Here is a 22,209-nt window from a genome sequence, read left to right as displayed (position 1 = left end):
GATATGTATGTCTGCTAAAGATGTCTTTCATGAAGTTGTCAAAACAGCTTTACAGAAAGATGGTTGGCAAATTACTCACGATCCACTCACGATTAGCGTGGGAGGAGTTAATCTTTCGATTGATTTAGCCGCCCAAAAGCTGATTGCAGCAGAACGTGAAGGACAAAAAATTGCAGTCGAAGTCAAAAGTTTTTTAGAAAGGTCGTCTGCTATTTCAGAATTTCATACAGCATTAGGACAGTTTATTAATTATAGAAGTGCATTACGACGGCGGCAACCGGAGCGTGTTTTGTATTTAGCAGTACCTTTAACAACTTACAAAACATTTTTTCAACTTGATTTTCCTAAAGAGATGATAGCAGAAAACCAAGTTAAAATGCTTATCTATGATGTAGAACAAGAGGTGATTTTCCAATGGATAAATTAACTCGATATCGCCAGCTTGTACAACAGATATTACATGATTATAGTGATCAAAAACCAGCTAACGGAAATATAGAAGTTGAAACAATTTTTGATACAGAACGTGACCATTATCAAATAGTTCATGTAGGGTGGGAAGGTCAAGACTGGGTACATAGTTGTATTATTCATATTGATATTAAAGGTAGTAAGATTTGGCTTCAGTGGAATGGTACAGAAGATGATATTGCAGCTAATTTGGTAGCTGTGGGAGTTCCCAAGGAAGACATTGTGTTAGGTTTTCAGTCTCCTTTTATGAGACAGTTTACAGAATATGCAGTGAGTTAGGAGATGTTTTGAAAATCTCCAAGTACTACTTAATGAATGTTAACCCCCAACTCCTATGTTAATATGATATTGATTGGCTACATAATGCTAAATAGGGTTAACGTAATTATTACGTAAGAAGTATTAATTATGGATAATTGGCAAGATATTACTGATGATAGATTAGTAAGACCAATACATCCTGGCGAAGTAATTGCAGATATTTTAGATGATTTAGATATTAATACCGGACATTTTGCAGATATTTTAGGAGTATCTAATCAAACAATTAACGAAATTATTAATGGTCAAAGCTCAATTACAGTAGATATAGCAATACGTCTTGATAAAGCTTTAGGGAATGGCCCAAAACTTTGGCTTAATCTTCAGCAAAAAGTTGATCTTTGGGATGCTTTGCAAAGCCATAAAGAATAATATGAGCAAGTCATGACATTAGGTTAGAAAAAAGTGTAAAATGAAATGATGAGGGTGGGCAAATGTCAACCCTAAAATTTCCGTGTATTGCAAACTAATAAAAATAATTAAGAATACAGCATGAGTATTACACCTAAAGGAATAAGTATATTAGAATTATATCGTCTTTATAGAGAGAATAATCTTATTGTAAATCGGAGATACCAACGTAAACTTGTATGGGCAAAAATAGAGAAAGCATCTTTAATAGAAAGCATACTTTTTAAATATCCTATTCCACTAATTTTATTTGGCAAATTCAAAAAAGATGGAAAAGATATATATGAAATCATTGACGGAATGCAACGATTAAATGCCATTTTTTGCTTTATCGAAAACCAATTTTCAATTAATTGTAAGTTCTTTGATGTTACAAAGCATCCATTAGCTAATGAACTAAGTAATCAAGGAGTATTTAAACGACTAGAAACAAGCCAAGAAAATTTATTGAATGCTCAAGAATGCATAGATTTTTTAGAGTATTCATTAGCTGTTACTATCTATGAGGCTAATAGTAACAAAGAGATTGAAGATGTATTTAATAGAATTAATTCCAATGGAAAACATTTGTCCCCTCAAGAAGTTAGATCGGCTGGAGTTACCAGCAATTTTGCAGAATTAGTTAGATTATTAGCTTGTGAAATTCGAGGTGATGTATCAAGAGAAATTGTTCCTCTTTCAGAAATGCCTGAGATTAGTATTGATTCTAAATCTATTAATTTAGGATATGGAGTTCTTGCAGAAGATACATTCTGGTGTCGTCAAGGTATTATAAGTAATTCTGATTTGCGGGAGAGTGCAGATGAACAATTTTTAGCAGATATAATACTTTCTATAGCTTTAGGAAAACCTTTTCCAGCAAGAAAGGAAAACTTTGATAATTATTATGGCAAGGGAGACGTAGATAAATCAGATGAAATAGAATTAGCAGTTACACGATATGGAACAGACAACCTTAAAGAAGATATTAAAGCTATACTATCACAGATAAAAAATGCTGTTAATTCAGTTTCATTAATAGACTCAGGAAATGATAAAAACTTCCTCAGAAAGATTCTTAGTCGTGATGGAGGAGTTAGCAATCCAGTTAAAGAGCCGTTTTATACATTATTTATGGCTTTTTATGATCTAATTATCCAAGAATCTAAAGAACCTTTTGATTATCAGGCAATTTTTAAGGCGGTAATGGGACTTATGGCAAAAATAGAAGTAAGTTCTAGTATTACAGCAGATAAACGAACAAAAAATATTGGTCTTACGAAAGGACTAATTCAAAGTTATTTTAAATTATCAACATCAACAACTCGTAGTAGTGGTTCTTATGCAATAGATTTGGAGAACTATTTGAGACGCTCTAAAACAGAAGCTCCAAATTATGATTTTAAACAAGGATTATTGTCATTAAACCGTTCTAATCGGAGTTTCGATAACAATTGCTTTGAAAAAATTTGTCAAAATATTGCGGCAATAGCAAATTTAGGCAAAGGAAAAAGAGGATACATATTTTTGGGAATATCTGATAAAGACAAAGATACTGAACTTATTGAAGCACTTGATCAAATATCTGCACCTAGATTTTTTCCATTCGGTATTGTTGGAATAGAAAGAGAGGCTAAAATTCAAAGTATAACGATCGATCAATATATACTAAATATTAGTCGAAAAATTAGGGATTCTAAATTACCAGAATCGCTAAAAACCAGCGTTAACACAGGATTAACACCTATTACATATCATGATCACACAGTATTGATGATTGAAATACAAGCAGGAAAAGAACCTGTATGGTATGAAAATAAGCTCTATATCAGAGATGGACATGAAAAACAACCTCAAGAGTTATCTGGTGAAAAAATTAGTGCCGTATATAACTTGTTTCAATAGCAAGATATTATTGGCAACTTCGCAAAATTGAGAATTGAATGCCTAAATAACTAAATAAAGCGATCGCTCAGTCTTTCATAAAGGTGATCGCTTAGTTTTTGAGGTTTTCTGTAAGGCGATCGCCTACAATGCCATCATATAATCAGCGATCGCTTCTATATTAAATTTTATGGGAATATTCAAGTTGAAATTTTTCTATGGATGCGTTAACTATCAACTTTGCTCCTGTTCTTCAAATAACAGATGAGCAATTCTTCCAGTTATGTCAGATAAATGAATTAATCAGATTTGAGCGTAATGCTGATGGCACATTGCTACTAATGCCTTTAGTCGGAGGTTTAACCAGCAACCGCAATGCTAATTTAACTGCTCAACTTGGAGTGTGGAATCGTGATGAGTCACTAGGTATAGCTTTTGGTTCTTCGGTTGGGTTTATTTTACCAAATGGGGCAATGCGATCGCCTGACGCATCTTGGTTAAGACGTGACAGATGGGATTCTCTTACACAGGAGCAAAAAGAGAGATTTCCGCCTGTATGTCCTGATTTTGTCGTAGAATTGCATTCTGATACTGATTGTTTAAAAAGGCTACAAAATAAAATGCAAGATTACCGAGACAACGGTACTAGATTAGGTTGGTTAATTGATTTAGAAATTCGGCAAGTAGAAATTTATCGCTTTGCTAGAGATGTTGAAGTGCTGCAATTTCCTGCTAGTTTATCAGGCGAAGATGTGCTACCGCAATTTGTGCTTAATCTTAAAGATATCTGGTGAATTGATTAAAATACAAAGTGCGATCGCTTTGTTTTTGAGGTTTTCTGTAAGGCGATCGCTCACTCTTGGACAACAGGCGATCGCATTATTTTTGAGGTTTTCTGTAAGGCGATCGCTCACTCTTGGACAACAGGCGATCGCATTGTTTTTAAGGTTTTCTGTAAAGCGATCGCCTAAAATGGCATCATACAATCAGCGATCGCAACAAATAAAAAGACTCAAACTATCAGTTGATCCAACACTAACACTGTTAACGCTGGTAAAGAGGGCAACCGCGCATCATTTGTCAAGAAAAATGATGCACCTCCACGAATAGCAGTAGCCATTTGAATAGCATCTGGGGTTCTTAAGTTATAATTTGCCCTTAATTGTGCTGCATTTTCAGCAATGTCAGGGAAAACTTCTATAGTAGTCAAACCTTGGGAATTAAATAGAATTTCACGATATTGTTGAGCTAATGCTGTGTTTCCTTGTCGCAAGGGATAGACTAACACTTCCGTGATAGTCAAAACTGATGTTACAACGCTAAAATCACCACGAAACATCGCTTCAAAAAAAGCATCTGTAACATCCAAATAATTAGGATTTTCTTCAATAAAGTAAATGAGTGGAGCAGTATCCAAACCTACAATTTGCCCCTGTAGCTGGACTAGGCATTCCATGAATCACGTTCCTGATTAATGTATTCTTGAGCATCAATGCCATTCCAGATTTCTTTACCTAATCCACGTAATTCGAGAATGCTATGCTTTTGCTTAGGTATCATCGTCACCTGTTGACGAATTAAGCTTGACAATTCTTCAATTAAGCGTATTTGCTCTTCAGGAGTTAGGCTTTGAGCTTGCAATAGTACTTCTTGATAATTAGACATAAAATATACACTGCCATTTCTCTGGACTTTAAGTCAAATATACACACACAGACAGACTGCGTTTCTTTATTTTATAAATAAATGTAGACAGGCTTGATATATGCTTATTTATCAGAATAACCATTGCGATCGCACTCACTCTTGGACAACAGGCGATCGCATTATTTTTGAGGTTTTCTGTAAGGCGTAGGCGTAGCCCGTCGTAGACATCTCACTGTTGGGCATCAAAGCAAATGCAGCGTTTGATTTGATAGACAAAATCTTGTCGGCTATATTTAAGGTGTATCAGTTGCTTCCTCACTCCAAGTTAATCAGTATGGATATCACAGCTACTTTGAACGAAATCGCAGCTCTCAGTGTTGAAGATAGAATCCGTATTGTGCAAGCAATTTGGGATAGCATCGCAGCAGAGCAAGTTTACCCTGATTTAACCGATGCACAAAAGCAAGAGCTTGATCGTCGAACTGCTGACTATAATTCAAATCCAGATAATGTGCTGACTTGGGAAGAAATCAAAGCATCAATTAAGGGGCAATAATGAATTATATCCTGGTGTTTCGCCCAGAGGTTCGAGAAGAACTCAATGATGCACACAGTTGGTACGAGAGTCAGAAACCCGGTCTGGGTGACGAGTTTTTAGACTGTGTAGACGAAACGGTGAATCGAATTTCTCAGATGCCAGAATCCTATCTAAATTGTCTACGGTGATATTCGACGAGCAGTAGTGCGACGATTTCCCTATGCTGTGTACTATCAGATTGTGTCGAGTCGAATAATAGTGACGGCAATTTTTCATGGTCGTAGAGATCCAAAATCGTGGCAGACGCGAACCTAACACTACAATTACGGGCGATGTCTAACGACAAGCCGCTATGCGTCTACGCTTTATTTTTGAGGTTTTCTGTAAGGCGATGTCTACGACGGACTATTAGGTGTCGCACTCACTCTTTCAGAACAGGCGATCGCTTTTATAATAGCTATATAGCTATATTGAGCTAAGTTTTTGACGATTTATGTTTCTGGTGGCAAATCTACACTGTAAAGAGTTTTGCCTACCAAGTTACGCAACGTTACTGTCATTACCTTTGTATAAGCATCAATCTTTACTCCTCCAAAAAATTGGAACCCTTCGTGATAATGGCAGGTGCTTGAGCAAAAACTTGTGATTTAGATGCAAGGTTTGTGGCAATAATTCCACCTGCTGTTATAGTTGAACGGAGCAAAAACTGGCGGCGCTTTAACTTTAATGAGTGATTAGATTCTATGATAAATAATAACAAGCTTAAAAAGTATTCCAGGATCAGTGTTTAGCATATTTTGCGATCCCAAAAAGTAAAGATCGAGTTATCTAAAGGTTAACAAAACATCTTTTGTCATTTTGCTTATATAAATAATAAACATAAATCAGTCAAATCAGGAATTTTACCTCAAATTAAACTCAGCTTAAACTCATTATTTCACAATAATCTGATTCCAAATATTTGGTTAATTATTTCTTTGTTTGAACAGGGTAAACAAACAATAGTGAATTTTGAATCAGTGAATAATCCCTGACAAAAAAGCAAGTAAATAAGTAAGTTAGAGTTAGCTTATTCATAAATTTTGCAGTTTGCATTGCTTGCAAGAATATATCGTGAGGAAAACTGAGATGAGATTGGTTCCACAATTAGTAATTGCAGCTAGTCTTGCTTTTGGTTTGGCTACTATAGAAAATACCAAATCTGCATCGGCTGCACTTGTAAATTACGCTTTCACAGTTGAGAGTCCTATAACTACAGGAAATGGCTTTTTTAGTTTTGATGACTCAAATTTTAGTAATGACAACATTCCAGAATCGCCGCTTCAGTCACTCTCTTTTAAATTTGATGGAGATTCCAGCATTTACACAGAAAAAGATGATTTGAACTACCCAGACTTTCCCCTTGTATTTTCAACGACATTTTTAGAAGAAGCGTCTTCTGTGGGATTAGATTATACATTTAATGATAAAGCTAATCCTTCCAGTTCTAGAAGTTACGAAATTGTTGGTGAAGATTTTACAATCTATTCTAGAACTTCTCCAAATACTGAAATTTTTTCTGGGAAAGTTTCTTACAGACAAGTACCTGAACCTGCAACATTAGGTGGTAGTCTCTTTGCTTGTGGTTTTGCTTGGATGTTAAAGAGAAAGACAACATCAATAAAAAAGGTTAAATTTTAACCGAGAGCATCCCCATTTTGCAAATTTATCAAGATGATAGATTGTGATTGCGAAGGAAGCGATCGCAAAATCTAGATGTTGCGATTTCTTTGTTCCATTTTATTACGCTTGCAATGACAGCTTAATAAATAATTGCCTCTAATGATAAGCCACTAAAAGTCTACGCACTCATAAAAGTATTGGATTCGCTGAAGTACTCTATATTCCCACATCTAAAATGTGAATTTTAGGTAAGAATGTGGGAAAGATAAGTTTGTAAAGATTAATGAACTTTGAAATTATAGAGACGGGTATTCATGATGTTACCAGACATATTACTTCAGCAGTCAAGCCTTGAAAGTATGCTGACTATCGGTAATCCAATAAATACTAACGAGTCCAAGTTGCAATTAAGGTCAACTTTACAAGAATTACCATCTTGGCAAGTTCATATCGAATTAGAACGTCCGGGTAATGATTTAGCTATGCTCTTTAAGCAAGAGCCTTTATTACCAGGAATTATCCTCAACAATAATCAACAATATGTGGGGATGATTTCGCGGCGGAAATTTTTTGAACACATGAGCAACCCCTATAGTCTGGCACTATTTTCTACAAAACCGATTAGAATTCTTTATAAGTTTTTCCCGCCAGAGATATTAGCATTTTCTGATGATACGCTGATTGTCAAGGCCACTGAGGTAACTTTGCAACAACCACCCCAAATTAGCTATGAGCCGATTTTAGTTAAAGCTACCTCTGGAAAATATAAGCTGATCGATTTTCATCAATTACTCTTAGCCTACTCCCAAATTCATGTTTTAACACTCATTCAGCTACAACAGGTAGAGGAACAATCTAGAGTTTTCAAAGCAGGGTTTCGCGATCTTCAGCAAAACTATACGCGATTGATTCAGAATGAAAAAATGGCTGCTTTGGGACAACTCGTTGCTGGTATTGCACACGAAATCAACAATCCTGTCAACTTTATTGCAGGGAACCTTGTTCACGCTATTGAATATAGTCAAAATATACTCAGTCTCCTTAAATTGTATCAAGAATTTTATCCCGAACCAGAAGCGGAAATTAAAACTGCGATCGCACAAGTTGAACTAGATTTTTTAACTACCGATCTCCCCCGTCTTCTCACCTCTATGGAGGTTGGTACTAAGCGAATCAAGCAAATCATTCTTTCGTTACGAAATTTTTCTCGTCTGGATGAATCTGAGAAAAAATTAGTTGATATTCATGAAGGTATTGATAGCACTCTGGTAATTTTACAAAGTCGTCTACAAAATTACAAATTCGGTGAAAATATAAACATAATTAAAGAATACGGCGATCTGCCCCAAGTTGAATGCTACGCTGGGTTACTTAATCAGGTATTTATGAATATTTTGGCAAATGCTATTGATGCTCTAGAAGAGTCATTAAAGCATAAAGGAAATATTTGCATTCGGACTAAAGTTACTGATGAAAACCAAGTAATTATTCGCATTTCTGATAATGGCCCGGGAATCCCAGAGAGTTTGCAAAAGCAATTATTTGATCCCTTTTTCACTACTAAACCCGTTGGTAAAGGAACTGGATTAGGTCTATCTATCAGCTATCAAATTGTTGTGGAAAAACATGGTGGTCAGTTGGAATGCATATCAACTTTTGGCAAAGGGACTGAGTTTATAATTAAAATTCCAGTGGAACTTAATTCTGAGCGAGTTATAAAAAACCAGCAATAAGCAAAGGATAGACATTTTTAGTCAATTTTCCATATTCAACTTTAACTATAATTTCCTGCTTTTTTGCTCGTTATTGTAACAGGTTCTGACACGATATCATCTATCTTATTAAAATCTCCAGCCCGCCAGCTATCTGTTGTATCCTTGATAAAACTAGCAATAGGGATTGCAATTAACAAACCTAGCACTCCTCCTAACTTTGCTCCCAACAACAAAGAAATCACCACCCACACGGGATTTAGACCAGTCAAATTACCAAGAATTCGAGGTGCAACAAAATTAGAATTAACTTGGTCGATAGCAACAGCTACACCTAAGACTTCAACTCCTAACCAAAAGTTTTGCAACGCCACCAAAAGACTTACTATCGCAATACCTACTCCTGTACCAAAGGGAAAGAGAGAAAACAAACCAATACCGATGCCAAAAAGTAGAGCTAAGGGAACTTGCAGCGCCAAAAATGCCAGTGTAATTGTTACCCCTAATACAGCTCCTAATGTTGCTTGACCAATAAAGTAATTGTGAAAATCCTCTCGCAGCAATTCCCGCAATCTCAACCCAATATTATGGGGAAACCACTGAAACATTCCGTCCCAAAGACGTTGGCCATTTAATATGAGATAGACAGTCAGCACTACCGCTAGCAAGACATTGAGAACAATACCAATGGTATCGACGGCAAAACCCAGAATTCTCCCAGTAAAAGACTGAAGTTGGTTAGATAATCGGTCAAGAACTTGGGTAAATAAACCACTTAAATTAATGGGAAGCTGTTGTTGACTTAAAGCCCAATCTTGGAAAGCTTGCAGTTGCTGAGTCCCAGAATCAATCCAACTAGGCAAAATATTAGCTAGCTCAACAAGCTGTTGAATAATTAGGGGAACCAAGGTGATGCCTAAAGCTACTAAAATTACTAGAGTTAAAAGCAACACTCCTGCGATCGCTAGGTTACGTTTTACCCCTTGTTCTTGCAAAAACTGGATTGGATAGTTCAAGACAAAAGCCAGTAGGATGGCGGCGGCGATAATGCTGACTAAGGGTTGAAAATACTGTACAACCTGGATCAATAGCCAGCCGTTGAGAATAATAATAGGAAATGCCAATCCTATACTTAACCATCGCGGCAGTTTGTTTGCTGATTGCATTAATAATTAATCCACAAGAGTTATAACTTTATTTTCGCTTTTCGAGAGCAGGGTAGGGGGTAGGGGGAGATGAGGGGGACAAGGGGGACAAGGGAGACAAGGGGAATTATTTAACAAGTTTCTTCCCCAATGCCCAATGCCCAATGCCCATTAAAATTGATTTATCTCCATAAAATCTAATATAATCCGCTGATGCATATTCCCCAAAGGTCTCACTTCACCAGCATTTTGCGAATAACAGTTACCTTGGCGAATATCTTCTGGAGTCAATAACCCCATATCCCAGCCCTCAGTCAGAACCAGTTGATTTAATTCGACTAACAGAGGTGCATGAAAGACATGACGGACAACTCTTTCATCGGGATAACAGCCAAATTGTACAAAGGGTGGAAGATTATAGCCGATTTCTTCTAAAATTTCCCTCCTCACTGCTACATCTGGTGTTTCACCCGGTTCAATATGACCGCCAAATAGCGCCCAGTAACCAGGGTAGAGAATACCGGGGATATTATCTCGCAGTTGCATGAGAAACTTGTTTTTTTGATAGAGAATTGCGATCGCTACATGCACCGTTTGATTATTCATATATTAATTTTTAATTGCTAGTTACTCTTCTTCTAGATAAACTTCCCCCAATTCTTTACCACCTAAAGGGATACTTCGGTAGCGAATTTTACCCTTAATTACCACTTCTGAACCCTGAACCAGATTTTTTTGATTGGTGACAACCCAAATTTTGCCAGTCGAGTCATTAATTTGATAAGCCCACTCCTTCATCAGGGGAGCTTGCTTTTCTACCTGACCTTGAATGTAAACTGTAGCTTGATTTTGTTGTTCTGGTTTAATTTCTCGAATTGGCGTGACATTGCTACCAATTTTAAAATTAGTCCCATTCAAGCCAGACGAGGTTAAACTACCACAACTACAAAGTCCTACCACCAATAAAAAAATCAACCCCAGACGGTAGGGAACAATACTATGCCCGGACAAGAACAAAAGGGACAAATTTCTTGTTTGTTGCATGAAAGCCACCGATTGAGCAAATTTTTGCTTCACTGCTTGCTTTGTCGCCAGTTTCATTAGGTCAGTTCCCATCTATAATATTCTTTCTCTGTGGTTTCAGAAACACGCTCCCAACTGAGCAAAAATGTTCTGAATTTCAGTCTGCAATTCTTTATTCTTCAGATAAAGCCCTTGATCTGAGAAAATAAGCATTATGGATTTACTGTGAGAGAAACGCTACGACATCAAACACACACACAATAATAGTTAAAAGTCAATAGTAAATATTGCTGCTCCAGATTTTGGACAACAGGCAATTATAGTTGGGAATTTTTATGGAAACACAAACTGCCAAACTCCTTGATGGTAAAGCTTTAGCTACAAAAATTCAGCAAGAACTTTCTGTAGCCATTACACAATTACAGCCCAAAATTGGACGACCCCCTGGGTTAGCAGTGTTGATGATTGGCGATAACCCAGCGTCAGCCGCTTATGTCCGCAATAAAGAAAAAGCTTGCGCTAAAGTTGGCATCGCCTCTTTTGGGAAGCATTTTCCTGCCGAAACTACCCTTGGGGAGTTAGAAGAAGTCATAGCCGCCCTAAACCAGGATGAACGGGTGGATGGAATTCTTGTGCAGCTGCCCTTACCTGACCACTTGGATGCTGTAACTCTGTTACATCAAATCGATCCCGATAAAGATGTTGATGGACTACACCCAGTTAATTTGGGGAGATTAGTCCGGGGAGAAGCCGGTTTACGCAGTTGCACCCCGGATGGTGTGATGCGGCTTTTACAAGCTTATGAGATTCCCTTGCGGGGAAAACAGGCAGTAGTGGTGGGACGAAGTATTTTGGTGGGTAAACCGATGGCGCTGATGCTACTAGAAGCTGATGCCACAGTTACGATCGCTCACTCGCGATCGCATGACCTCAAAACCATCACCCAAAATGCTGATATTCTAATTGCAGCAGCAGGTCGTCCCGGACTAATCACTGCTGATATGGTAAAACCAGGCGCTGTTGTGGTAGATGTGGGAATGAATCGCGTCATCGATGCTAGTGGCAAAAGTCGCTTAATTGGTGATGTTGACTTTGAATCAACTGCTGGTGTAGCAAGATTTATTACCCCCGTTCCTGGTGGTGTTGGCCCGATGACTGTCGCCATACTGTTGCAAAATACATTCACCAGCTATTCTAGAGCGGCAAGAGAAGAAAGAGAGTTATGAGTTAAAAGTTAAGAATTATTAATCCTAACTCCTAACTGCTGTAGAGACGCGATTAATCGCGTCTCTACTCCCAACTCCTAATTCTTCATTTTTTTCAGCGCCACAGCACCTTAAAATTGTGACGGATAAGACAAAAATCCCAAAATGTCAGGAATTAAAGAATGGTAGCAACTGATAACGTTCAAAAGACACCACCAGAGGAAGCCACATTTAACTTAGCAGCCTATCTAAAAGAGCGACAAAAGCTTTGTGATAATGCTTTGGATCGGGCTATCCCCATCATTTATCCAGAAAAGATTTATGAGGCGATGCGCTACTCGTTATTAGCTGGCGGCAAGCGTGTACGTCCCATTCTTTGCCTTGCTACCTGTGAAATGATGGGTGGCACTATCGAAATGGCTATGCCAACGGCTTGTGCTGTAGAGATGATCCACACAATGTCTTTGATTCATGACGATCTTCCAGCGATGGATAATGACGATTATCGTCGGGGAAAGCTAACAAATCATAAAGTCTATGGCGAAGATGTAGCAATTTTAGCTGGGGACGGCTTGTTAGCACTCGCTTTTGAAATTGTTGCTCTTAAAACCCCCCCAAACGTTAACAAAGAGCTAACCTTGCAGGTAATTGTTCGTCTTAGTCGGGCGCTGGGGGCAGCTGGTTTGGTCGGTGGTCAAGTTGTCGATTTAGAGTCAGAAGGGAAATCAGATATTTCTCTAGAAACGCTAAATTTCATTCATAGACACAAAACATCCGCCCTTTTGGAAGCTTGCGTAGTTTGTGGTGGGATCATAGCTGGGGCATCATCTGAAGATGTGCAGCGACTGACCCGTTATGCTGAAAATATTGGGCTAGCATTCCAAATCATAGATGATATTTTGGATATCACTTCTACAAAAGAGCAATTAGGTAAAACGGCTGGTAAAGACCAACAAGCAAAGAAAGTGACCTATCCTAGCCTTTGGGGGCTTGAGGAATCGCGCTTAAAAGCCCAAGAACTAGTTAAAGCAGCTTGTGCAGAATTAGAACCATTTGGAGATAGAGCCAAATCACTCAAAGCGATCGCTTATTTTATTACCAGCCGCAATAACTAGCAATGCTTTTGGTAATTCGTAATTTCCATAACGCAAGCGTTTCATTGATTTGCAATGGGTGGTTTATTGAGTCCATGCTGTACTACACCGCCCTGCGGAATTCAAACTTTACTCATTCAAAATTAAAAAAGCCTATCATTTAAGCTTTTTGGTGATTTTGAATAATTGGTCTGCTTCCGCCATCATGTACTAGGTTAATTTTGGATTTTGGGTTGAATCTAAATGTTTCCTCAACCAACAACTACTGCTAATATTTACTAACCTAACCAAAATACCATGCAGGACATAGGCAACATTTTAGACAACCGGGTGCTGCTGGTTGCTCTGGTAGCTTGTTTAATTGCTCAAGCACTAAAGCTCGTAATCGAGATCGTTAAAAATCGCAAACTGAATATCCGTGTTTTAGTGACAACCGGAGGCATGCCCAGTGCCCATTCAGCTTTAGTTACAGCTCTAGCCGCCGGTGTAGGGCAAACGCTCGGTTGGGCATCTCCCGATTTTGCCGTTGCGATGGTTTTTGCCATCATCGTCATGTATGATGCAGCTGGAGTTCGCCAAGCAGCTGGTAAGCAAGCTCGTATCCTCAATCAAATGATTGATGAATTATTTCATGAAAAACCAGAGTTTAGCCAAGACCGTCTAAAAGAATTACTCGGACATACGCCAGTTCAGGTAATAGCTGGGTCGGCTTTGGGTATAACCATCTATTGGTTAGCTAGGTCTGCTTATTTAAGTTAGGACAATGAATTTTTGTTTGAGCGACTATTTATAATTGGTAACTGGTAATTTGTCGGCTGACAAATTACCACCCTGGTAGATCGCATCAGTATTCCAGAAAACTTAATATCACTACAACCGCACAGTTGAGCGCAGCAGAATCACCTTACGACTATCTACTATGCTGGCAACAAAACCGCTATTGTTCAGCTTCTGTAATGTGTTGTATGCCTCACTTTGGTTCGTGGTATAAACTGCTAGCAAGTAAGGGCGTTGTCCATAAGAAACAAAACCTACGTTACCTCCTACTGCTTGCTGTACGCTATTCACTAGTTCAGGACGGTTGTAATAATCTACCAGCACTGCATAACCCTCTCCTAATGCTTGAGGATTATAGCTAACTGTCTGTTGGGGTGGCTGTTGCCGTGGTTGTACCTGTTGCTGAGGCTGCACATCTGCCGTTGTTGGTCGAGTGGTGATGATGGCAGACAAACCAACAATATTGCTTACATACCTTGCCCATCGATTGGCATCATCAATTTTTTTAAAGCCACCTATCCTCGTCACAGTTTCGTTGAGATATTTGCAGGTAATGGTCTTCAGTTCCGGCGGTAAGGCACTACGCAACTGCTTTTGATTATCTGCTGTGGGACTGACTACTAATAAAAGATACTCACCCGAAGTCGGTGGTTGACAAGCAGGAATGGCTTTTTGAGCAAAGACAGAACTCATGCCACCAATCAACCCTATGTAAGCGAAGCTTATCGTAGATATCGTTAATCCTAAAACACTTGGTAAAGTCTGAAATCTATGCACAAAAGTTAGATTATGTAAATCAAGGTGTCCTAGAAGATTTTATAAGAAAAAAGCTGAAAACTTCGCTACTTCAGTATGGGAATGGAAGGACTGTTACAAAATTGGGAATGGGGCATGGGCTATATAAGTAGGTCGGCGTAAATAATTATCTCGTTGGGATAAGGCAGGGGGCAGGGGGCAGGGAGCAGGGGGAAAGAGAGTTTGAGCCTTGTTTACTTTTCTTTACACAGTTTGGTTTTATTGTGCCGACTTACTTAAGGAGAATAAGTACTTGGACAGAATTAATTACACAATGTCATTGCGAATGAAGCAAAGCATAATGAAGTAATTCGCTTGCGGTTGGGATTGCAACTCTTAGAGACGCTCCGCTCGCAATGACTGTAAATATTTTTGTCCAACGACTTAAATGCCCAATGCCCGCCCATTAAGATACAGTAGCCAAGGATGCCAAAGCATCTGGTATTGCCTGAGAAGGAGCCTGGAATTCTCCAGTGATGACGTACTCTAAACGCAGTTTTAACCAAGTAATAAATTGGGGATTTGTAGAAATAATTGCTACTGCTGGTTGGGGACACTTTGCCTTGATTTGTGCAAATTCGGGTGCTTCTAAGAAAGCTGGTTGCTCAACCAACCAAAAATCGATTTGTTTTTCTTGTTCGTGGTAGTGACGAGTGCGTTCTTTAATAACTTCGTGTATGGGTTCTTCTTGGAGAAGAAAGCGAAGACTAGCCAAAACGTAATAGTATGTTTGCATTTTCATCCTTTGGTTGCTGTGTGAATGATGTAAGGGCACAGTACTACATTCTGTACCCTTATGAACTAACTCTTACGGGATTTCTTGAACCAAGAACTGAAGGGACAAGTACTTGCCAGCTTTTGGGCATCTGTCTGTTTGCCACCAGATGTTAGCTTTTCCAAGAACAGATTATTGTCGAAGTAGTGTTCTAAGGAAATAACCTTCAAGTCATCGGTAACTTTTGCAATGCTCATACCGATAATTTCTACTGTCTCTCCAGTCGGTGCATGGCCTTTATATTCTCCGTTAAAATGTCCCCAATGCCGCCATTTGAATGTGACATTTGGTGGCCCTGAGAAAACTTCCAGCACTTCCCAAGGGAAACCTTGGGGAAATGTTGTGTGGAAGACTTTTGCAGATGATTCAAAGCTTTCTTCTGAAGCTTTGTAATGCTCTGAATCAGGCATAAATAAATTGTAAGTACCTTGGGCTGATAAATCTGCTGCGGTGTACTCTACTCCACCATTGGTACTGACGCGAAACTGTTCATTGACAATAGATAACCACTGTTGCGGGTTAGCTTTGAAGGATACCTCCATCTCGAAGGTTCGCACCAAGTTTTGCACGATCGCTTCTAGTGTACCTTCAAGGTGATTATAGATACTTTCTTGGGCAAGATTCTCTTTGGAACGAGAGTAATCAGGCGGTGTCTGATAGCGCCACTCGACATCAGTGCTTTCTGCTATCACTTTATCTCTATCCTGTACCCAAAGTGGCAGGTTGTTAGACTGTGTTGCGCTCATAGAAGTTTTTGCTGAAGATTTGATCCCAATTTCTAGATTTCGCAGTGACAACCCTCTTTGGGAGAGTGGGGATTGGGAGAGATGAGGGAGATGAGGGGGAATTATTGAATAGTCTCTTCCTTGTCTCCCCCTCTCCCTTGTCTCTTCTTTATGCCCTATGCCCCATCCCCTCTTATAGCTTGTTTCATCTCGCGGACTGCCCTTTCTATACCTACTAATGCTGCCCGGCTGATGATGGTATGACCAATGTTCAGTTCTTCCATGCCTGGAAGCGCAGCCACTGGGTAGACGTTCCAGTAGGTGAGTCCATGACCAGCGTTGACTCGCAATCCAGCTTGAATGGCTTGTTGACAACCTTTAGCTAATATGGCTAATTCTCGATGGCGATTTGTTTCATCTTTGGCCTCAGCATATTGCCCGGTGTGCACTTCGATAAATTGCGCTTGTACCTTGACAGATGCTTCGATTTGTGCTGGCTCGGCATCGATAAATAAACTAACTGGAATGCTAGCGCTTTGCAATTTATCGACTATCTCACCTATTCTAGCAATTTGGCCGATAATATCTAGTCCGCCTTCTGTTGTGACTTCTTCGCGCTTTTCGGGGACTAAGGTAACGTAATCTGGTTTGATATCGAGTGCGATCGCTAGCATTTCTTCTGTTGCGGCCATTTCTAAATTAAGATGCGATCGCACTGTTTGCCGCAATATCCGCACATCCCGATCTTGGATATGTCGCCGATCTTCGCGCAGATGCACCGTAATTCCATCTGCACCCGCTAATTCTGCCAGCACCGCCGCCGCCACGGGGTCTGGTTCTACTGTCCGCCGCGCTTGCCGAATGGTGGCAATGTGATCAATGTTAACGCCAAGTGTAGGCACCCCAAATTTCTCCCAATTCCACAATCCTCAGAACTTTATTTTACTAGAAATTGAGGGAGTTTTTGTCCCTATGTTTATGGTTTGAGTTAGGCTTTGGATAATTGCCGCTTTTTCTGTTGGAAGTAGTGCCAGAATTTGATTTTCTAGTTCTTGGAGAGTCATAGGGTATCTTAGGTCAATTGTTATTGTACTTATTATATAGTGATAAAATATTATGATTGTATTGAGTTATAGCTCAATTTTTTTCTGTTTTCCCAGATTTAAGGCGAGTAACTTTAGTTGGTGTGGAATTATTTTCTAGAATTGCAATTTCTCTCTTTGCATCTTGATAACTATCTTTTTCCCCTTGTTGTTGGAAGAGTTTTGCGGCTTTTTTGAAATCTGCGATCGCACCCTGCTTATTTTTCTGCTTGATGCGAATCACACCCCGGTTATAATAGGCTAAAGCATTGTTAGCATTAATAGCGATCGCTCGTGAATAATCTTGATTTGCAGCTTTTTTATTTCCCAGTTCAAGATAGGCGTTACCACGATTATTGTAAGCTACAATATCATTAGGATTTAGTTTCAGGGCTGTGGTATAATCTTCAATAGCACCTTTATAATCTCCGAATGAAAAGCGGTGAATGGCTCTGTGAATATAGGCTGCAATAAATTTCGGATCAATCTGTAAAATAGTATTGTAATCTTCAGTAGCTTCGACTTTATTTCCCAGATCGCTATAAGCATCACCTCGATTCAGATATGCTTCTATATATTTGGGATTGATGTTAATTGCGTCTGTATAATCTTTAAGGGCTGCATACTTTTGTTGATTAAGAGATTGAGTTAAACCCCTTTGATAATAAGCTTTAGCATCACTAGGATTAATCTTAATTATTGTATCAAAATCTTGGATTGCTTCACGTCTTTGTCTGAGGCGACGGCGGAGAATCCCTCGCTGCAAGTAGGCTTCGGGATACTGAGGTTTAAGAGCGATCGCTTTGCTAAAATCTCCAATGGCCCCTTTGTTATCCTTCAATTGAGTCCGGGCTAATCCTCGACCATAATAAGCATAAGCATCCTGAGAATTTAACTTAATTGCTTGGGTATAGTCTGCGATCGCTTCTTTATATTTACCTAATTCCGAAAAAGCAAATCCTCGGTCAAAATAGGCATTAGCATCTTGGGGATTAAGTAAAATTGCTTGGCTAGAATCTGCTTTTGCTTGCTCATAGTCTCCTAGTCGATAATAAGCATCACCTCGCCTATTGTAAGCCATAGCATTTTTCGGATCTGATTGAATAACCTGATTGAAATCTTCAATTGCTCCTTCATAGTTTCCGACATCATATTTATTTACTCCTTCTTGATATAATTTTTGTTGAGCATCATTTACAGGTTTTAATAGCCTCAATTGCCACGTTCCAATACCAAGTGCGATACAGCAAGCTATCCCTGTCAAAACTAATAATAATTTTTTATAATTCTGCTTTTGCCGATCGTCATCAACATTTGCGATCTTTTTCAAGTCGTCTAAAACTTCCGTTGCATATTGGTAGCGCTTACGATAGTCAAAACGCACCATTTTATTAATAACTTTTGCTAATTTACTGTTAACCGTAATATTTTTGTTACGCCAAACTATTTCACCTGTCAGCCGATTTTTTTGATTTTGCAAATTAGATATCTCATTTCCAGATAAACCTAGAAGTGCTGCGATCGCAATTATCCCTAAAGCATATACATCACTATTATATTTAACATTGCCGTTAACCTGTTCTATAGGCATATATTCGAGATTATCAACCGGATTAGTAATGTCTTCACTAACAGTACTAAAATCAACCAACACTAACTTTTTATCTGATTCCCGGCGAATAATATTTGCTGGTTTAATATGACGATGAATCACGCCATAGCTATGTAAAATCACCAAAATTTCTAATATCTCTGATAAAAGACTAATTACTTGGCGTTCCCTCAGAGGTTGTCCTTGGATAATTTCGTCAGTTAAAGGATTACCGGGTATAAATTCTTGGACTATATAGAATTCTTCGTTTTCTTCAAAATAAGCAATTAGCTTCTGAATTTGGTTATGTTCCTGTCCTAATTTTTTTAAAGTTGCTGCTTTACTAGCAAACAAGCGACCGAGGATAGTTAAAGTTTGAGAATTGTTACTAGCACTACGTAACTGCTTGACTATAAATTGGCTGTCAGAAAGATTAGCATCTTCAACTAGATAGGTTTTTGCCTTTTCCCTATCATTCAGAATTTTTATTATGCGGTAACGTCCATCTAGTGAATCAATATGCATCAATATAAATATAGTCTAATAAATTATTTAATTATAGCTTAAGTGTTATTACTGGGATATTTGTTAAAAAATATAAAAAAATAAATGTTATTCTAGCAGCTAAAAGTATTAATTATTAGCTAATATTGCATATTGTTAATAATATTGTTTTATTAATTTTGCGAGCTAATATTGTTCACCTAGCTTGTTCAGTCGAGCCACGACTAAAATTAGGAATTAATAGTCTGTAGCAACTGATTCCACTGCTCCGAGTGCTTTGAGAGTCGCTTTTTGGGCAGCGCTTAACCCTGTAATGCCTGTAATATTCATATCTTCATAGGGGCGGGGCGATGTCTACGACGGGCTACGCCTACGCAAAGTTTGCAAACACTCCCCTGTTGTGACATCCCACAGCTTAATTGTCTCATCTTGACTGCCACTAACAAGGGTTTGCCCATTGGGATGAAAGGCAATTGCCCAAATCCAATCTGTATGTCCGATGAGTGTTCTTAGGCATTCTCCTGTATTGCTGTTCCAAAGTTTAATCGTTCCATCTTGACCGGTACTACCAATAATATGGCCTTGGGGATGAAACTTTGCACCCAACACTATTTTTGTATGTCCTTGCAAAGTTTGCTGACAATTTCCTGTGTTGATATCCCATAATTTCAGGCTGAGGTCAAAACTGCCACTGAGTAACCTTAGACCATCTGGACTCCAGTCTAGTGAATATACCCAAGCAGAATGTCCTTCTAAAGTCTTGATACATTCCCATGTTTTGACATCCCATAACTTAATGCAGCGATCGCTGCTAGTAGCCAGAAATTGGTCATTTGGACTCCAAGCAACAGAAAATACCCAACCAGTATTTCCTTCCAAAATCTTGATGCATTCCCCAGTTTTAATATCCCAAATCTTAGCCATAGTATCTGTATTAGCAGTGGCTAAAGCGTTTCCTTGAGGACTGATAGCAAGTGAGAGTATCCACCCGTTTACCTGCAAAGTTTTTAAGCATTTACCTGTAATCGTATCCCAAAGGCGAATTGTCCCATCTGCACCAGCACTAGCAAGGATTGTTTCATGAGAACTAAAAACAGTCCCACAGATTTCACGAGTATGCCCATATAAAGTATGTATGCATTTAGCTGTGGAAATATCCCATATTCTGAGTGTTTTATTTGTATTTGCAGCTAATAATTGACCATTGGCATTAACAGCTACACACCAAACACGACTTGAGTATCCTTGTAAGGTTTTTAAACATCTTCCTGTAGTCACATCCCATAGCTTAACGCTTTGATCTTCACTTGCACTTGCTAAAGTTTTACCATTGGGACTGAAAGCAACTGACCAAACACTGTCATGTATTCCATAACTACAGGTTGCTGAGTAAAGCCACCAAAACTTTTTTCGACTAAGGAACGCCAACTTAAAGACTCCAACGCTTCTAGTACATTTACTCTAGAAACTGCTGGCACAATATCTTCTTGTAATACCGCAGCGACAACTGGCTTACGATTAATTGCTAACCAGTACATGACTTGCTGCTCTGAAGTAGAGAGTCTTTTGAATTGCTGCTCTAGGAGATTGCCAACGCCATAGAAGACTGTTGTGCCTTCGCTAAAAAAACGGGCGATGTTGCCCTCATGCAAGTCCCGAATGGAAGTGGCAGCAATTTTCAAAGCTAGTGGATTACCACCGTAACACTCAACCAGTTGCCGGGTTTCATCCTCGGAGCCTGATAGCCCTTTGAGTGTTAAGATTGTTTGCCCGGCTGCGACTTGTAATCCTGACAAAGTAAGAGTCCGAACTGGCAATTTATCACCTTCTAAGGCAGCAATTTCAGCAGGTTTTTCTCGGCTGGTAAGTAGGACACAGCTTTGATGCTGTGTTTCTCCCAATCGCCACAGGAGTTCACCGTAAGGTTCATAGCCTTCGCGGTAACAGCCTGTGCGTTTACCTTGCTCCAATAGGGTGTCGAAATTATCCAGAATCAGCAAGCATCGAGATTTGCGGAGGTACTCGATTAAACAAGTAATTTGCTCGTGAGGGTTAACGGGCAACGCGGTAACTTGCTGATGAGAAAGGATTTTGATCAAGTCCGTGAGTTTGTCTTGAAAAAAAGGTGCGTGTCGGAGCGATCGCCAAATAACATACTCAAATTCTCCCTGTAACTGTTCTGCTAACTTTACCGAGAGTGCGGTTTTGCCCATACCACCCATACCCAGCAGCGTCACTACACGAGTGCGTAAAGCGTTGCTGTCGCTCTGAGACGAATCGCGCACAATCCATTGTCTGAGAGTTTCTAATTCGGTAGTACGTCCGTAGAACTGCGAAACGTCAATTGCTTCGCCCCAGTTTGTGTACTTCGTCAAGGGTTGAAAGTTTAAGGTTGAGAGGGCGTTGGTGTTCTTTTGTCGCTGTGCGGTTCGCTTCAGTACTCCACGCAGATTATTTTTGGTAACTTTTTCTCCAAAAGCTTGAGAGAGCGATCGCCACAGTTGAGAACCGACATCTTTGATGTGACTGGGGTTGTAATCCGAGTCTAGAGCCATATCTAAGTAGGTTTGTCCTGCCCAAGACTCACGGAAGACAATTTCTTGAACTTTTGTTAAGCATCCCCGTTCTAATAATTGCTCGACTATTGCGATCGCCTCTTCAACTGTCATTTATTTCCCTAGTAATACAGGTTAACTACAATACTCCCACAAGAAACTTGATTTTTTGACAAAATTTTACGTAAATCCACCAAAAAGACCCGACTTTTTCCCGACCTTTTCCGACCATCAAACTTTATACCAAGCGGTAGAGTATTTGAATCAGCAGTTGCAGGAGCGCAAATTTAGAAGATACCAGTCTGCGTTCTGC

25 protein-coding genes are annotated in these 22,209 nt (G+C 39.2%); 12 read left to right on the top strand and 13 right to left on the bottom strand.

All coding sequences use genetic code 11. From position 1 onward, the window contains the following. Positions 1-7: 7 nt before the first annotated feature. The 5 genes from GTQ43_RS10995 (at position 8) to GTQ43_RS10975 (ending at position 3,860) form a co-directional block, all read left to right on the top strand. A complete protein-coding gene (locus GTQ43_RS10995; RefSeq protein WP_265272640.1) occupies positions 8-427 on the top strand; it encodes a XisH family protein in 420 nt (139 codons plus the stop codon). Next, entirely contained in the window at positions 415-750 is a 336-nt protein-coding gene (locus GTQ43_RS10990) for a XisI protein (protein ID WP_265272639.1), read from the top strand. Before GTQ43_RS10995 ends, GTQ43_RS10990 begins: the two co-directional genes overlap by 13 nt. 129 nt (positions 751-879) lie before the next feature. Beyond that, complete coding sequence (locus GTQ43_RS10985) at positions 880-1,164, top strand: HigA family addiction module antitoxin (protein ID WP_265272638.1); 285 nt, start codon at positions 880-882, stop codon at positions 1,162-1,164. Positions 1,165-1,284: 120 nt separating this feature from the next. Then, positions 1,285-3,087, top strand: coding sequence for a GmrSD restriction endonuclease domain-containing protein (locus tag GTQ43_RS10980; protein WP_265272637.1), 1,803 nt, complete (start codon positions 1,285-1,287; stop codon positions 3,085-3,087). Between the two features lie 197 nt (positions 3,088-3,284). Next, positions 3,285-3,860 (top strand): Uma2 family endonuclease, encoded by a 576-nt coding sequence (locus tag GTQ43_RS10975; protein ID WP_265272636.1) that lies wholly within the window; start codon positions 3,285-3,287, stop codon positions 3,858-3,860. Here GTQ43_RS10975 and GTQ43_RS10970 read toward each other — a convergent pair. Genes GTQ43_RS10970 through GTQ43_RS10960 form a run of 3 tightly spaced genes read right to left on the bottom strand, consistent with a single transcriptional unit; the run spans position 3,822 to position 4,731 of the window. Further along, positions 3,822-4,052, bottom strand: coding sequence for a hypothetical protein (locus tag GTQ43_RS10970; protein WP_265272635.1), 231 nt, complete (start codon positions 4,050-4,052; stop codon positions 3,822-3,824). The two genes, GTQ43_RS10975 and GTQ43_RS10970, sit on opposite strands and share 39 nt — an antisense overlap. Positions 4,053-4,078: 26 nt before the next feature. Beyond that, the gene (locus GTQ43_RS10965) at positions 4,079-4,522 is read right to left on the bottom strand and encodes a type II toxin-antitoxin system VapC family toxin (protein WP_265272634.1); all 444 of its coding nucleotides are present in this window, start codon (positions 4,520-4,522) and stop codon (positions 4,079-4,081) included. Then, positions 4,510-4,731: a hypothetical protein gene (locus tag GTQ43_RS10960; RefSeq protein ID WP_265272633.1), complete on the bottom strand. Its 222-nt coding sequence runs from the start codon at positions 4,729-4,731 to the stop codon at positions 4,510-4,512. The genes GTQ43_RS10965 and GTQ43_RS10960 overlap by 13 nt, the downstream gene beginning before the upstream one ends. A 247-nt stretch (positions 4,732-4,978) precedes the next feature. On the opposite strand from GTQ43_RS10960, the gene GTQ43_RS10955 reads away from it, so the two are divergent. The 4 genes from GTQ43_RS10955 (at position 4,979) to GTQ43_RS10940 (ending at position 8,646) form a co-directional block, all read left to right on the top strand. Continuing rightward, positions 4,979-5,269 carry an addiction module protein gene (locus GTQ43_RS10955; RefSeq protein ID WP_265272632.1) on the top strand — a complete coding sequence of 97 codons (291 nt, stop codon included), beginning with the start codon at positions 4,979-4,981 and terminating at the stop codon, positions 5,267-5,269. Then, positions 5,269-5,439 (top strand): type II toxin-antitoxin system RelE/ParE family toxin, encoded by a 171-nt coding sequence (locus tag GTQ43_RS10950; RefSeq protein ID WP_265272631.1) that lies wholly within the window; start codon positions 5,269-5,271, stop codon positions 5,437-5,439. Before GTQ43_RS10955 ends, GTQ43_RS10950 begins: the two co-directional genes overlap by 1 nt. 940 nt (positions 5,440-6,379) lie before the next feature. Beyond that, the gene (locus GTQ43_RS10945) at positions 6,380-6,931 is read left to right on the top strand and encodes a PEP-CTERM sorting domain-containing protein (protein WP_265272630.1); all 552 of its coding nucleotides are present in this window, start codon (positions 6,380-6,382) and stop codon (positions 6,929-6,931) included. 341 nt (positions 6,932-7,272) lie between these two features. Next, a complete protein-coding gene (locus GTQ43_RS10940) occupies positions 7,273-8,646 on the top strand; it encodes an ATP-binding protein (RefSeq protein ID WP_265273734.1) in 1,374 nt (457 codons plus the stop codon). A gap of 41 nt (positions 8,647-8,687) precedes the next feature. Here GTQ43_RS10940 and GTQ43_RS10935 read toward each other — a convergent pair whose 3' ends face one another. The 3 genes from GTQ43_RS10935 to GTQ43_RS10925 form a co-directional block, all read right to left on the bottom strand. Continuing rightward, the gene (locus GTQ43_RS10935; protein ID WP_265272629.1) at positions 8,688-9,791 is read right to left on the bottom strand and encodes an AI-2E family transporter; all 1,104 of its coding nucleotides are present in this window, start codon (positions 9,789-9,791) and stop codon (positions 8,688-8,690) included. Between the two features lie 150 nt (positions 9,792-9,941). Then, positions 9,942-10,376 carry an NUDIX hydrolase gene (locus GTQ43_RS10930; RefSeq protein ID WP_265272628.1) on the bottom strand — a complete coding sequence of 145 codons (435 nt, stop codon included), beginning with the start codon at positions 10,374-10,376 and terminating at the stop codon, positions 9,942-9,944. 21 nt (positions 10,377-10,397) lie between these two features. Further along, positions 10,398-10,871: a hypothetical protein gene (locus tag GTQ43_RS10925; RefSeq protein ID WP_321162455.1), complete on the bottom strand. Its 474-nt coding sequence runs from the start codon at positions 10,869-10,871 to the stop codon at positions 10,398-10,400. Positions 10,872-11,128: 257 nt separating this feature from the next. Between GTQ43_RS10925 and folD the strand changes: the two genes are divergently transcribed. The 3 genes from folD (at position 11,129) to GTQ43_RS10910 (ending at position 13,851) form a co-directional block, all read left to right on the top strand. Further along, entirely contained in the window at positions 11,129-12,019 is an 891-nt protein-coding gene (gene folD / locus GTQ43_RS10920) for a bifunctional methylenetetrahydrofolate dehydrogenase/methenyltetrahydrofolate cyclohydrolase FolD (protein WP_265272627.1), read from the top strand. A 161-nt stretch (positions 12,020-12,180) separates the two neighbouring features. Continuing rightward, positions 12,181-13,113 (top strand): geranylgeranyl diphosphate synthase CrtE, encoded by a 933-nt coding sequence (gene crtE / locus GTQ43_RS10915; protein ID WP_265272626.1) that lies wholly within the window; start codon positions 12,181-12,183, stop codon positions 13,111-13,113. 276 nt (positions 13,114-13,389) lie between these two features. Beyond that, a complete protein-coding gene (locus tag GTQ43_RS10910; protein WP_265272625.1) occupies positions 13,390-13,851 on the top strand; it encodes a divergent PAP2 family protein in 462 nt (153 codons plus the stop codon). Between the two features lie 111 nt (positions 13,852-13,962). Here the strand turns inward: GTQ43_RS10910 and GTQ43_RS10905 are convergent, their stop codons facing one another. The 7 genes from GTQ43_RS10905 to GTQ43_RS10875 form a co-directional block, all read right to left on the bottom strand. Next, a complete protein-coding gene (locus GTQ43_RS10905; protein ID WP_265272624.1) occupies positions 13,963-14,646 on the bottom strand; it encodes a hypothetical protein in 684 nt (227 codons plus the stop codon). Between the two features lie 424 nt (positions 14,647-15,070). Then, entirely contained in the window at positions 15,071-15,400 is a 330-nt protein-coding gene (locus tag GTQ43_RS10900; protein WP_265272623.1) for an MgPME-cyclase complex family protein, read from the bottom strand. 65 nt (positions 15,401-15,465) lie between these two features. Continuing rightward, entirely contained in the window at positions 15,466-16,185 is a 720-nt protein-coding gene (locus GTQ43_RS10895) for a SnoaL-like polyketide cyclase (RefSeq protein ID WP_265272622.1), read from the bottom strand. Positions 16,186-16,340: 155 nt separating this feature from the next. After that, the gene (locus GTQ43_RS10890) at positions 16,341-17,066 is read right to left on the bottom strand and encodes a pyridoxine 5'-phosphate synthase (RefSeq protein WP_265272621.1); all 726 of its coding nucleotides are present in this window, start codon (positions 17,064-17,066) and stop codon (positions 16,341-16,343) included. Positions 17,067-17,301: 235 nt separating this feature from the next. After that, positions 17,302-19,362, bottom strand: a complete 2,061-nt coding sequence (locus GTQ43_RS10885) for a serine/threonine-protein kinase (RefSeq protein ID WP_265272620.1) — start codon at positions 19,360-19,362, stop codon at positions 17,302-17,304. A 333-nt stretch (positions 19,363-19,695) separates the two neighbouring features. Next, entirely contained in the window at positions 19,696-20,769 is a 1,074-nt protein-coding gene (locus GTQ43_RS10880) for a WD40 repeat domain-containing protein (protein WP_265272619.1), read from the bottom strand. Further along, the gene (locus tag GTQ43_RS10875; protein ID WP_265272618.1) at positions 20,658-22,010 is read right to left on the bottom strand and encodes an NB-ARC domain-containing protein; all 1,353 of its coding nucleotides are present in this window, start codon (positions 22,008-22,010) and stop codon (positions 20,658-20,660) included. Before GTQ43_RS10875 ends, GTQ43_RS10880 begins: the two co-directional genes overlap by 112 nt. Positions 22,011-22,209 lie beyond the last annotated feature (199 nt).

Source organism: Nostoc sp. KVJ3, assembly GCF_026127265.1.
In the GTDB taxonomy this organism is placed as follows: Bacteria; Cyanobacteriota; Cyanobacteriia; order Cyanobacteriales; family Nostocaceae; genus Nostoc.
The sequence above is the reverse complement of the archived record's forward strand: the minus strand, read 5'-3'. Positions and strand labels throughout refer to the sequence as shown.